Origin of the sequence: Microbacterium sp. NPDC087592, assembly GCF_044743585.1 — a bacterium.
Taxonomy (GTDB): domain Bacteria; phylum Actinomycetota; class Actinomycetes; order Actinomycetales; family Microbacteriaceae; genus Microbacterium.
Genome location: NZ_JBIUWT010000002.1, coordinates 613,904 through 627,276 on the forward strand (window position 1 = coordinate 613,904; position 13,373 = coordinate 627,276).

9 protein-coding genes are annotated in these 13,373 nt (G+C 67.5%); all 9 read left to right on the top strand.

The window, feature by feature from the left end; genetic code table 11:
* The 9 genes from trpC to ACIOTO_RS15930 all read left to right on the top strand — a co-directional run bounded on the left by trpC (position 1) and on the right by ACIOTO_RS15930 (position 13,371).
* Complete coding sequence (gene trpC / locus ACIOTO_RS15890) at positions 1-771, top strand: indole-3-glycerol phosphate synthase TrpC (RefSeq protein ID WP_400858601.1); 771 nt, start codon at positions 1-3, stop codon at positions 769-771.
* Entirely contained in the window at positions 771-2,039 is a 1,269-nt protein-coding gene (gene trpB / locus ACIOTO_RS15895) for a tryptophan synthase subunit beta (RefSeq protein ID WP_029273873.1), read from the top strand. Before trpC ends, trpB begins: the two co-directional genes overlap by 1 nt.
* Entirely contained in the window at positions 2,036-2,839 is an 804-nt protein-coding gene (gene trpA, locus ACIOTO_RS15900; protein ID WP_029263370.1) for a tryptophan synthase subunit alpha, read from the top strand. The genes trpB and trpA overlap by 4 nt, the downstream gene beginning before the upstream one ends.
* A gap of 10 nt (positions 2,840-2,849) precedes the next feature.
* Positions 2,850-3,875 carry a prolipoprotein diacylglyceryl transferase gene (gene lgt, locus ACIOTO_RS15905; protein ID WP_262000945.1) on the top strand — a complete coding sequence of 342 codons (1,026 nt, stop codon included), beginning with the start codon at positions 2,850-2,852 and terminating at the stop codon, positions 3,873-3,875.
* Between the two features lie 145 nt (positions 3,876-4,020).
* Complete coding sequence (gene gltB, locus ACIOTO_RS15910) at positions 4,021-8,544, top strand: glutamate synthase large subunit (RefSeq protein ID WP_400858602.1); 4,524 nt, start codon at positions 4,021-4,023, stop codon at positions 8,542-8,544.
* Positions 8,537-10,003: a glutamate synthase subunit beta gene (locus tag ACIOTO_RS15915; protein WP_400858542.1), complete on the top strand. Its 1,467-nt coding sequence runs from the start codon at positions 8,537-8,539 to the stop codon at positions 10,001-10,003. Before gltB ends, ACIOTO_RS15915 begins: the two co-directional genes overlap by 8 nt.
* A gap of 58 nt (positions 10,004-10,061) precedes the next feature.
* Positions 10,062-11,510 (top strand): pyruvate kinase, encoded by a 1,449-nt coding sequence (pyk, locus tag ACIOTO_RS15920; RefSeq protein ID WP_029263374.1) that lies wholly within the window; start codon positions 10,062-10,064, stop codon positions 11,508-11,510.
* A 398-nt stretch (positions 11,511-11,908) separates the two neighbouring features.
* Complete coding sequence (locus tag ACIOTO_RS15925) at positions 11,909-12,721, top strand: alpha/beta fold hydrolase (protein ID WP_400858543.1); 813 nt, start codon at positions 11,909-11,911, stop codon at positions 12,719-12,721.
* A complete protein-coding gene (locus tag ACIOTO_RS15930; protein ID WP_400858544.1) occupies positions 12,715-13,371 on the top strand; it encodes an esterase/lipase family protein in 657 nt (218 codons plus the stop codon). Before ACIOTO_RS15925 ends, ACIOTO_RS15930 begins: the two co-directional genes overlap by 7 nt.
* Positions 13,372-13,373: the final 2 nt, after the last annotated feature.

Here is a 13,373-nt window from a genome sequence, read left to right on the forward strand (position 1 = left end):
GTGCTCGCCGACCTGACGGCCGGCGCAGTCGCAGACGCTGAGCGTCGTGCTCTGTCGCGCCCGCTGGATGCGGTCGAACGCGCGGCGCTCGCGCGCCCGGCCGCCAAGGATGCACTCTCGTTCCTCGCCCCCGCCGATCGCGTCAAGATCATCGCCGAAGTCAAGCGGGCGAGCCCGTCGCGTGGCGCACTCGCCGAGATCCCCGACCCTGCTCTGCAGGCATCCCTGTACGAGACGGGTGGAGCCTCGGCGATCAGCGTGCTCACCGAGGAGCGCCGTTTCGGGGGCAGCCTCGCCGACCTCGAGGCCGTCACGGCGCGGGTTTCCCTGCCGGTGCTGCGCAAGGACTTCATCGCCACCCGGTACCAGGTGCTCGAGGCACGGGCAGCGGGCGCTGATCTGGTGCTGCTGATCGTCGCCGGTCTCGAACCCGATGTCCTTCGCGATCTGTTCGGCTTCATCGGCGAGCTGGGTATGACACCCCTCGTCGAGACGCACTCGGCCGATGAGCTCGAGGCCGCGATCGACCTGGGCGCACCGCTGATCGGTGTGAACGCCCGCGATCTGAAGACCCTCGAGCTCGACCGCGACCTGTTCGGACGCCTGGTCGACCGCATCCCGACGACCGCGGTGAAGATCGCCGAATCCGCGGTTCTCACGCCCTCCGACGTCGTGCATTACCGCTCCGCCGGCGCTGACGTCGTCCTGATCGGCGAGGCGCTCGTGACCGGCGATCCCGTCGCCACCCTCAAGAGTTTCCTGGAGGCATGATGAGCCTGCGCGACCAGCACGGCCCCTTCTTCGGCGAGTTCGGCGGGCGCTTCATGCCCGAGTCGCTCATCGCCGCGATCGATGAGCTGACCGTCGCGTACGAGGAGGCGATCGTCGACCCGGCCTTCCGGGACGAGCTCGCACACCTCCTGAGCTCGTATGCGGGCCGACCCTCGGCGATCACCGAGGTGCCCCGGTTCGCAGAGCATGCCGGGGGTGCGCGCGTCTTCCTCAAACGTGAAGACCTGAACCACACGGGGTCGCACAAGATCAACAACGTGCTCGGTCAGGCGCTGCTCACGAAGCGGCTCGGCAAGACGCGAGTGATCGCCGAGACCGGCGCCGGACAGCATGGTGTCGCCACGGCGACGGCCGCGGCGCTGTTCGGTCTGGACTGCACGATCTACATGGGCGAGGTCGACACCGAGCGTCAGGCACTCAACGTCGCCCGCATGCGCCTGCTCGGCGCGGAGGTCATCCCGGTCACCTCCGGTTCGCGCACGCTCAAGGATGCGATCAACGATGCCTACCGCGACTGGGTGGCGTCGGTCGAGACGACCAACTACATCTTCGGCACCGCGGCCGGGCCGCATCCGTTCCCGGCGATGGTCCGCGACTTCCAGAAGATCATCGGCGAAGAGGCCCGCGCGCAACTGCTCGACGAGGTCGGTCGGCTTCCGGATGCGGTCGTCGCGTGCGTGGGTGGCGGTTCCAACGCCATCGGCATGTTCGACGCGTTCCTCGACGATGAGGGCGTCAAGCTCTACGGCGTGGAGGCAGCCGGTGACGGCGTCGACACCGAGAAGCACGCGGCCTCGATCGAGCGCGGACGACCCGGCGTGCTGCACGGTGCCAAGACCTACGTGCTGCAGAACGAAGACGGCCAGACGATCGAGTCGCACTCCATCTCCGCGGGGCTCGACTATCCGGGAGTCGGTCCGGAGCACTCGTGGCTCGCCGACATCGGACGCGCCGAGTACATCCCGGCCACCGATGACGAGGCCATGCAGGCGCTGCGGCTGCTCAGCCGCACGGAGGGCATCATCCCGGCCATCGAATCGGCGCATGCCCTCGCCGGCGCTCTGCGGATCGGGCGTGACCTCGGCCCGGACGGCCTCATCGCGATCTGTCTCTCCGGCCGCGGCGACAAAGACATGGACACCGCGGCGCGCTACTTCGAGCTGTACGACGAAGCGGCTCTCGCGCACGACGTCGACGACGAGAGCGAGGCCGAAGAGACGGCCTCGAAGGGGGAGCCTCAGCTATGAGTCGCGTCGAACAGGCGATCCAGCGCGCACAGGACGCCGGTCGCAGCGCCTTCGTCGGATACCTCCCGGTCGGTTTCCCCGACCTCGAGACCAGCATCCAGGCCGCCATCGCCCTCGCCGAGAACGGCGTCGACATCATCGAGCTGGGCCCGCCGTACAGCGACCCGGTGATGGACGGCGCGATCATCCAGGAAGCGACCACCACGGCTCTCGCCGCGGGGTTCCGGATGGCGGACCTCTTCACGGCGATCCGTGCGATCACCGCGGCCACTGACGTACCCGTCCTCGTGATGACGTACTGGAACCCGGTCATGCAGTACGGCGTCGACCGCTATGCCGACGACCTGCTCGCCGCGGGCGGCGCGGGGCTCATCACACCCGACATCACCCCCGACGCGGCAGGGGAGTGGATCGCCGCCAGTGAGCGGACCGGTCTCGATCGGGTGTTCCTCGCAGCCCCCACCTCCTCCGACGAGCGGCTCGACCTGGTGGTGAAGTCGTCCACCGGTTTCGTCTACACCGTCTCGACGATGGGAATCACGGGAGAGCGCGCCGAACTCGACCGCGCCGCCCGTACCCTGGTCGGACGCCTCCGCGCACACGGAGCGCACCGCGCCTGCGTAGGCATCGGCATCTCCACCGCCGAACAGATCGCCGGTGTCTCGGAGTACGCCGACGGCGCCATCGTCGGGACCGCACTGGTCCGCGCTCTCCGTGACGGCGGCGTCCCCGCCCTCGCCGAAGTCACCCGAAACCTGGCAGCCGGCACCTCGTCGGCGCGCCCCGAAACCGAGAACTAGAATCGCACTCATGTCACTCGCGTTCCCCAGCACCGTCACCAGCGTGCTCGCCAGCATCCCGAGCCCTCCGGTGTCGTACATCGACCTCGGACCCGTACGGATCCACTTCTACGCGCTGTGCATCATCGCGGGCATCATCGCGGCGACGCTGCTGACCAACTACCGCCTGACCAAGCGCGGAGCGGAGCCGTGGGTCGTGATCGACATCTCGATCCTCGCCGTGCCGCTGGCGATCATCGGCGCCCGAATCTTCCACGTGCTCACGCACCCGAACTTCTACTTCGGCGAGGGCAGGAACACCTGGAACCCGTTCGAACCCGGTTCGGTGTGGGCCATCTGGGAGGGCGGTATCGCGATCTTCGGCGCCCTCATCGGCGGCGCGATCGGCGCATACCTCGGCTGCCGCTGGACGGGCATCCGCTTCTGGACGTTCGCCGACGCGCTGGCGCCCGGTCTGCTGCTGGCTCAGGCCATGGGCCGTTTCGGCAACTGGTTCAACCACGAACTGTTCGGCCTTCCCACAGACCTGCCGTGGGGACTGGAGATCGAGTCCACGAACTCCGCGTTCCCGGCCGGTCTGCCGGAAGGCACCCTCTTCCACCCGACCTTCCTCTACGAGATCATCTGGAACGGTCTGGGTGTGCTGGTCCTCCTGTGGCTCGGCCGCAAGCTCTTCTTCCAGTGGGGTCGCCTGTTCGCGATCTACCTCATCTGGTACAGCGCGGGCCGCATCGTCTGGGAGTCGATCCGCATCGATCCGAGCGAGATCATCCTGGGGCTGCGCAGCAACGTCTGGGCAGCGATCATCGGAGTCGTCGTCGGACTCGTGATCCTCGTCGTGCAGACGCGTCGTCACCCCGGTCTCGAGCCGTCGCCGTACCAGCCGGGCCGCGAGAAGGTCGACGCCGACGCTGATGTACAATCGCAGAACAATCCCTCTGACTTCGTGGACGTGAGCGAGCCTCCGACCGAGGAAGTCACCGCAGGAGCCACTGCCACAAGCACTGCTCCCACGAGCGAGAACGGCTCCCGATAACAACGCCACCTCGTGGCGGGAGAACCATTGCACTGAACGAGCGGGCCGACGTCGTCCCCGGGTTTCACTGAAGATCTGAGGACGGTAACTGGTGTACTTCCAGCCACCCTACGGCGCGTCCGGCGCCTACCCCCCGAAGCAGGGCATGTACAACCCGGCGTTCGAAAAGGATGCCTGCGGCCTCGCCATGGTCGCGACCCTGCGCGGCGAAGCCGGGCACGACATCATCGCGTTGGCCCTCGAGGCCCTGCGCAACCTGGAGCACCGCGGAGCCATCGGTTCCGACGCGGGCACCGGGGACGGCGCCGGCATCCTGACGCAGATGCCCGATGCGTTCCTCCGCGCAGTCGTCGGCTTCGAACTGCCGCCCGTGGGGGAGTACGCCGCTGGATTGGCCTTCCTGCCTCGCGACTCGAGCGAGCGCCGCCAGCAGAAAGCCGGGATCGAGAAGATCGCCCGCTCCGAAGGACTTCGCGTCCTCGGCTGGCGCGAGGTCCCCACCGCCAACGAGAATCTCGGCAAGCTCGCCGATGAGGCGCGTCCCGCCTTCGAGCAGCTGTTCGTCAGCGCCGGCGGAGCGACCCACACCGATGCACCGCTCACGGGCATCGCCCTCGACCGCGTCGCTTACCGGCTCCGCAAGCGCGCCGGCCATGAGCTCGGCGCCTACTTCGTGTCGCTCTCGGCCCGCACCCTCGGTTACAAGGGCATGGTCACCACGCTGCAGCTCGAGCCGTTCTATCCCGATCTGCAGGACGAACGCTTCGCCTCGGAGCTGGCCGTCGTGCACTCCCGCTACTCCACGAACACCTTCCCGTCGTGGCCTCTGGCGCAGCCGCTGCGCATGCTCGCCCACAACGGCGAGATCAACACGGTCGGCGGCAACCGCAACTGGATGCGCGCCCGGCAATCCCAGCTCGAGTCCGAGCTGCTCGGCGACATCCAGCCGTTGCTCCCGATCTGCACCGACGGCGCCAGCGACTCCGCGTCGTTCGACGAGGTGCTCGAGCTGCTGACCCTGACCGGGCGCAGTCTGCCGCACGCCATCATGATGATGGTTCCCGAGGCGTACGAGAAGCAGGCCGACATCACGCCGGAGCTGCGCTCGTTCTATGAGTACCACTCCAACCAGATGGAGCCGTGGGACGGTCCGGCCGCCCTCATCTTCACCGACGGCACGCTCGTCGGCGCCACGCTCGACCGCAACGGTCTGCGCCCCGGACGCTGGACCGAGACGACCGACGGCCTGGTCGTGATCGGCTCCGAGACCGGCGTGCTGCAGTTCGAGCCGGAGCGCATCAAGCGTCGCGGACGCCTGCAGCCGGGCAAGATGTTCCTGGTCGACACCTCGCAGCGTCGCATCGTCGAAGACAGCGAGATCAAGCACGACCTCGCCACGATGCACCCGTGGCAGGAGTGGCTGGATGCCGGCGCCGTCCGGCTTGCCGAGCTCCCCGAGCGCGAGCACATCGTGCACCCGCCGGCATCGATCACCCGTCGTCAGCGCACGTTCGGATACACCGAGGAAGAGGTCCGCATCCTCCTCACCCCGATGGGGCAGACCGGTGTCGAGCCGCTCGGCGCCATGGGATCCGACACTCCGATCGCCGTGCTCAGCAAGCGTCCGCGTCTGCTGTTCGACTACTTCACGCAGCAGTTCGCGCAGGTCACGAACCCGCCCCTGGACTCGATCCGCGAAGAGGTCGTCACGAGCCTCAAGCTGGGCCTCGGCCCCGAGAGCAACCTGCTCTCCTGGGGTCCGGAGCACACGCGCACGGTGTCGCTGGACTTCCCCGTCATCGACAACGATGAGCTCGCGAAGATCCGTCACATCGACAAGGCCATGCCCGGTCGGTCGAGTGCGACGATCCGCGGTCTCTACCACTTCGACGCCGGCCCCCAGACGCTGCAGGACCGGCTCACCGAGATGTGCGCAGAGGTCGATGAAGCGATCGAGAACGGCACCGAGTTCATCATCCTGTCCGACCGCGACTCGAACAAGGACCTGACGCCGATCCCCTCGCTGCTCATGGTCTCGGCGATCCACCACCACCTCATCCGCCGTGAGAACCGGATGAAGGTGGGCCTGATCGTCGAAGCCGGCGATGTGCGCGAGGTGCACCACGTCGCCACGCTGATCGGCTACGGCGCCTCCGCCGTCAACCCGTACCTGGCGATGGAGTCGGTCGAGCACCTGGTGCGCACCGGCTACATCACCGGGATCACGCCCGAGAAGGCCGTCAAGAACCTGATCTACGCGCTGGGCAAGGGTGTGCTCAAGATCATGTCGAAGATGGGCATCTCCACGGTGTCGTCGTATGCGGGTGCCCAGGTGTTCGAGGCGATCGGCCTCAGCCAAGAGTTCATCGACGCGTACTTCACCCGCACCGAGTCCAAGCTCGGTGGTATCGGCATCGAAGAGATCTTCGCCGAGAACCAGGCGCGTCATGACTACGCCTACCCGGAGGATGCCGCGGCACGTGCGCACGAGCGGCTGTGGACCGGCGGCGAGTACCAGTGGCGGCGCGACGGCTCGCCGCACCTCTTCAACCCGGAGACGGTGTTCAAGCTGCAGCACTCGACCCGCACCCGGCGCTACGACATCTTCCGCGAGTACACGAAGCTCGTCGACGAGCAGGCTGCCGAGCTGAAGACGCTGCGCGGCCTGTTCCAGCTGCGAACCGGAACCCGCAAGCCCGTGCCGCTGGACGAGGTCGAGCCGGTGTCCGCGATCGTCAAGCGCTTCTCCACGGGAGCCATGAGCTACGGCTCGATCTCCCGTGAGGCGCACGAGACGCTCGCGATCGCGATGAACAGCATCGGCGGCAAGTCGAACACCGGTGAGGGCGGCGAGGATCCGGACCGGCTGCTCGACCCCCAGCGCCGCAGCTCGATCAAGCAGGTGGCCTCCGGGCGCTTCGGCGTGACCAGCCTGTACCTGACCGAGTCGGACGACATCCAGATCAAGCTCGCTCAGGGTGCCAAGCCCGGCGAGGGCGGCCAGCTGCCTCCGACCAAGGTGTACCCGTGGGTGGCGCGAACGCGTCACGCGACGGCCGGTGTGGGGCTCATCTCCCCGCCGCCGCACCACGACATCTACTCGATCGAAGACCTCAAGCAGCTCATCTTCGACCTGAAGCGGGCGAACCCCGAGGCGCGCATCCACACGAAGCTGGTGAGCCAGTCGGGTATCGGCGCGGTGTCGGCGGGAGTGGCCAAGGCTCTCAGCGACGTCATCCTGGTCTCCGGCCACGACGGCGGTACGGGCGCGAGTCCCTTGAACTCCCTCAAGCACGCGGGAACACCGTGGGAGCTCGGTCTCGCCGAGACGCAGCAGACGCTCATGCTCAACGGCATGCGCGACCGCGTCGTGGTGCAGGTCGACGGTCAGCTCAAGACCGGCCGCGATGTGATCATCGGCGCGTTGCTGGGTGCGGAGGAATTCGGCTTCGCCACCGCGCCACTCGTGGTCAGCGGGTGCATCATGATGCGCGTCTGCCATCTCGACACGTGCCCGGTGGGCGTCGCGACCCAGAACCCGGTGCTGCGAGAGCGGTTCACGGGCAAGCCGGAGTTCGTCGTCAACTTCATGGAGTTCATCGCCGAAGAGGTGCGTGAGCTCCTCGCCGAGCTCGGCTACCGCTCGATCGACGAGATCGTCGGCCGCGCCGACCTCATCGAGGTCAACGCGGCTGTCGAGCATTGGAAGGCCGAAGGACTCGACCTGACCCCGGTGCTGGAAGGCCCGGTGTTCCCGGCGGGCGAACCGCGTCGCAGCGGTCGCACGCAGGATCACGAGCTGGAGAAGCACTTCGACGTGCAGTTGATCGACATCGCCAAGCGCGCACTGCTCAACGGCGAGCCTGTCGTGGTCGAGTTGCCCATCGCCAACACCGAGCGCGCCGTCGGCACCATGCTGGGGCACCAGGTGACCTCCCGGCACGGCGCCGCCGGTCTGCCCGAGGGCACGATCGACGTGACGCTGCACGGCACCGCAGGACAGTCGCTGGGTGCCTTCCTTCCGCCGGGAATCGTGCTGCGCCTGGAGGGCGACGCGAACGACTACGTCGGCAAGGGACTCTCGGGTGGCGACATCACCATCCGTCCGCCGCGCGGTTCTGCGATCGCTCCGCATGAGAACGTGATCGCCGGCAACGTGATCGGCTACGGCGCGACTTCGGGGACGATGTTCATCTCCGGTGTCGTGGGTGAGCGCTTCCTCGTCCGCAACTCGGGCGCGACCGCGGTCGTCGAGGGTGTGGGCGACCACGCGCTGGAGTACATGACCGGCGGGCTCGCCGTGATCCTCGGATCGACCGGACGCAACTTCGGTGCCGGCATGTCCGGGGGAGTGGCGTACGTGCACGCGCTCGACACGAGCAAGGTGAACGCCCAGTCGCTCGGCAGCGGGGAGCTCCTGCTCGAACCGCTCGACCGCGCCGACCTCGAGGTGCTGCGCAGCCTGCTTGTCGCGCACGTCGAACGTACGGCCTCGCCGCGAGCATCTGCGCTTCTCGAGAGCTTCGAGGAGACCGCTGCCGAGTTCGTGAAGGTGCTGCCTCGTGACTTCGCCGCCGTGCGGAGCATGCGCGAGGAGGCGCTGGCCGAGGGGATCGACCCCGACGGCGACATCGTGTGGAACCGCATCCTGGAGGTGACCGGTGGCTGACCCCAAAGGCTTTCTGAAGGTGACCGAGCGGGAGCTTCCCGCACGTCGTCCCGTGCCCGTGCGCATCATGGACTGGAAAGAGGTCTACGAGCCCGGCGACAAGCAGGTCCTGCGTCGTCAGGCCGGTCGCTGCATGGACTGCGGTGTGCCGTTCTGCCATCAGGGCTGCCCGCTCGGCAACCTGATCCCCGAGTGGAACGACCTGACGTGGCGTGGCGAGGGTCGCGAGGCGATCGAGCGGCTCCACGCCACGAACAACTTCCCGGAGTTCACCGGTCGTCTGTGCCCCGCTCCGTGCGAGAGCTCGTGCGTGCTCGGCATCAACCAGCCCGCCGTGACCATCAAGCAGATCGAGGTCTCGATCATCGATGAGGCGTTCGCCAAGGGCTGGGTCGAGGCGGAACCGCCGGAGCGGCTGACCGGCAAGACGGTCGCGGTCGTCGGATCGGGGCCTGCGGGTCTCGCCGCCGCCCAGCAGCTCACGCGTGCAGGCCACACGGTCGCGGTCTTCGAGCGCGACGACCGCATCGGTGGTCTGCTGCGCTACGGCATCCCGGACTTCAAGATGGAGAAGTCGCAGCTCGAGTCGCGCCTGCGCCAGATGCAGGAGGAGGGCACCCGCTTCCGCGCGGGTGTCGAGATCGGCAAGGACATCTCCTGGCCCGACCTGCGCGCCCGCTACGACGCAGTCGTCATCGCGACGGGTTCCACGGTTCCGCGCGATCTCGCGATCCCCGGACGCGACCTCGACGGCGTGCACTTCGCCATGGAGTACCTCGTCGAGTCCAATCACGCGGTCGCCGGCGACAAGGTCACCGACCAGATCAGCGCCGAGGGCAAGCACGTCATCGTGATCGGCGGCGGCGACACCGGCGCCGACTGCATCGGTACCGCACACCGTCAGGGCGCGCTGAGCGTCACCAACCTCGCGATCGGCAAGCAGCCGGGCGACGCACGTCCCGACCACCAGCCGTGGCCGATGATGCCGACGCTCTTCGAGGTGTCCTCTGCGCACGAGGAAGGCGGCGAGCGGGTGTTCCTCGCGTCCACCGTCGAGTTCCTCGGCAACGAGGTGGGCGAGGTCCGTGCGCTGCGCGTCGCCGAGACCGAGTACATCGACGGTCGTCGTGTTCCCAAGAGCGGCACCGAGCGCGAGATCCCGGCCGACCTGATCCTCATCGCCATGGGGTTCACCGGCCCTGAGCAGGACGGCTACACCGAGGAGACGCTCCCACAGGTCACCGACCGTGGCGCGTTCCGTCGCGACAACGGCTACGAGTCGACGGTTCCCGGCGTGTTCGTCGCCGGCGACGCCGGCCGTGGACAGTCGCTCATCGTCTGGGCCATCGCCGAGGGCCGCGCGGCCGCCGCGAACGTCGATCGGTTCCTGATGGGCACCACGGTTCTTCCCGAGCCGGTGCGCCCGAGCGATGTCGCGATCGGTCTCCAGCCCGCGTAGGCTGAGGCCGGCACCGTCGCCTGATTCACCTTCCCCCACTTCTACCCTGGAGAAATCTTTGAGACGCGCGAAAATCGTCGCCACCCTGGGCCCCGCCACCTCCACCTATGAGACGGTGCGTGCACTGATCGACGCGGGGGTGGATGTCGCTCGACTGAACCTCAGCCACGGCGACTACTCCGTGCACGAGAACAACTACGCCAACGTGCGGCGTGCCGCAGAGGACGCCGGCCGTCCGGTCGCGATCCTCGTCGACCTGCAGGGACCGAAGATCCGTCTCGGCAAGTTCGAGGACGGCCCCTACGAGCTCGCCAAGGGCGACATCTTCAAGATCACCACCGAAGACATCATCGGCAACAAGGAGATCTCCGGGACCACCTTCAAGGGGCTCCCGCAGGATGTGAAGCCCGGTGACTTCCTCCTCATCGACGACGGCAAGGTGCGCGTCGAGGTCGTGGAGACCGACGGCGTGACCGTGACGACGAAGGTCATCGTCGCCGGAGCGGTGTCGAACAACAAGGGCATCAACCTGCCCGGCGTCGCCGTGAACGTCCCCGCCCTGAGCGAGAAGGACGAGGACGACCTGCGCTGGGGTCTGCGCATCGGCGCCGACCTGATCGCGCTGTCGTTCGTGCGCAATGCCTCCGACGTCACCCGTGTGCACGAGATCATGGCGGAGGAGGGCGTTCGCGTCCCCGTCATCGCGAAGGTCGAGAAACCGCAGGCCGTCGACGCACTCGAAGAGATCGTCGACGCGTTCGACTCGATCATGGTCGCCCGAGGCGACCTGGGCGTCGAGCTTCCGCTCGAGGCCGTCCCGATCGTGCAGAAGCGCGCGGTCGAGATCGCCCGCCGCATGGCGAAGCCGGTCATCGTCGCGACGCAGATGCTCGAGTCGATGATCAGCAGCCCCGTCCCCACGCGCGCCGAGACCTCGGACGTCGCGAACGCCGTCCTCGACGGTGCGGACGCGGTCATGCTCTCCGGCGAGACAAGCGTCGGGGACTACCCGGTCGTGGTCGTCGAGACGATGGCGCGGATCATCGCATCCACCGAGGAGCACGGCCTGGAGCGTATCGCGCCGCTGACGACCAAGCCCCGCACGCAGGGTGGTGCGATCACGCTGGCCGCCCTCGAGGTCGCCGAGTTCGTCGACGCGAAGTTCCTCTGCGTGTTCACGCAGTCGGGCGACTCCGCTCGTCGTCTGTCGCGTCTGCGCTCGCGCATCCCCATGATCGCGTTCACGCCGGAGCCGGACATCCGCCGTCGTATGGCGCTCACGTGGGGCATCCGCTCGACCCTGGTCGACATGGTGCAGCACACCGACCTGATGTATCACCAGGTCGACGAGTATCTGCTCGGCAACGGACTCGCTGAGGAAGGGGACAAGGTCGTCGTGATCTCCGGTTCCCCTCCCGGAATCATCGGATCGACGAACGACCTTCGTGTGCACAAGGTCGGCGATGCGATCCGCGGTGCAGCCCCGATCTACAAGGCCGGCGTCTGACACTCAGCATCCAGAGGGGGCGAGACTTCGGTCTCGCCCCCTCTGTCGTGCGCGTCCTGGGTCACGTCCGATCAGCCGTCTTCCCTGTAGCGTGATACACGTCAGATTGGACGTCAAACTGTGCCTGAACCTACATTCCTGGGTGGGTGGTGGCCCGCTCTCCTGTTCTTCGCTTCACTCCTCGTGGCCGTGACCACCCACATCGATCCGTGGATCATCGGCATCTGCACGGGGTCGCTTATCCTGATCGGCTTCGGTATCGAGTGGTGGGCGCAGCGATCTCGCGGACAGAAACCGCAATGAGAGGGGGCGAGACTTCGGTCTTGCCCCCTCTGCCGTGCACCGGAGCGCCAGTCAAGCCCGTGCTGCGTTTCCGCGCGTTGCGGTAGCTTCACAACATGTGCCCTTCCCGTCGTCGCATCGTCACCGACGGGATGCCTTTCGGGCTCTGGGACAGCCCGCGGCCGCCGGGTGCGGAATCGCCCACCATCGCGCTCGTGCACGGCATCGGAATGTCGCATCGCTACCTGTCGCGGTTGCATGACGTTCCTGCTGATCTCACGCGTGTGGTGTCCGTGGACCTGCCGGGATTCGCGGGGCTGCCCAGGCCTTCCGGCAATCCCGATGTGGTGCGGATGGGACGAGCACTCGCGGAAGTGATCGCCGCCCTGGGGGAGGATCGCATCATCGTCGTCGGTCACTCCATGGGAGTGCAGTGGGCGGCCGAGGCCGCTCTGCACCGCCCGGACCGCGTGCAGGCCGTCGTCGCGATCGGTCCTGTCGTCGATCAGAGCCATCGCAGCCTCGTGTCTCAGACCAGGGCGCTCGCGATCGACACGCTCGGGGAGACTCCGCCCAGCAACCTGATCGTGTTCTCCGACTATCTCCGCTGCGGCATCCGGTGGTACCTGAAGCAGGCGCGGCACATGATCGAGCACCCGACCGAGCAGCGGTACGCCGAGCTGACGCGGCCCATCCTGGTGATCAGGGGAGGCGATGACCCGGTGGCTGGGCGCGAATGGTGTCGGCGGCTTCGCGACTCCGCGCGCACTGCACGGCTCGTGGAGGTGCCCGGGCGCCACCACGTCGTGCAGCACTCCGCGCCTCGTACCGTTGCCGCCGCCATCGTGACGAACCCGGACGGGCCGTGGCCGCCGAGCGTGCGATCGGCCGCTTCCCAGAGACGGAGGAGTGCATCATCAGCGTGCTGAGGAACGCGGGCTGGTGGCTGGCCGACTACGCGTACGCGGGCTACTGGCAGCTGCGCGCGACCTTCGACCGCACAGACGCCACGAACTTCGCCTCAGGGAGCGCTGCGCACATCGTCGTGCTTCCGGGTGTGTACGAGACCTGGAAGTTCATGCAGCCCCTCGTGGAGCAGATGCACGCGCGCGGCCACGCAGTCCACATCGTCGACACGCTTCGTCGGAACGAGCGTCCCGTGGCCGATATCGCGGCGGCGGTGGCAGAGTTCCTGGAACGATGCGAGCTCACGGACGTGATCCTCGTTGCGCACAGCAAAGGCGGCCTCGCCGGCAAGCTCGTCATGACCGGCCCGGCGGGGGAGCGGGTGCGCTCGATGCTCGCGATCGCGACGCCGTTCGGCGGCTCACGCTACGCCCGTCTGATGCTGTCGCGCACCCTGCGCGCCTTCTCGCCGGAAGATCCATCGATCGTCGACATCGCCCGGCAGCTCACGGTCAATGAACGGATCGTGTCGATCTATGCGGCGTTCGATCCCCACATACCGGAGGGGAGCGAGCTGGCCGGGGCCAAGAACGTCCGACTCGAGACCGGAGGACACTTCCGGATCCTTGCGCATCCTCGAGTCCTGGCCGAACTGGCCATGCTGGCCGAGTAGTC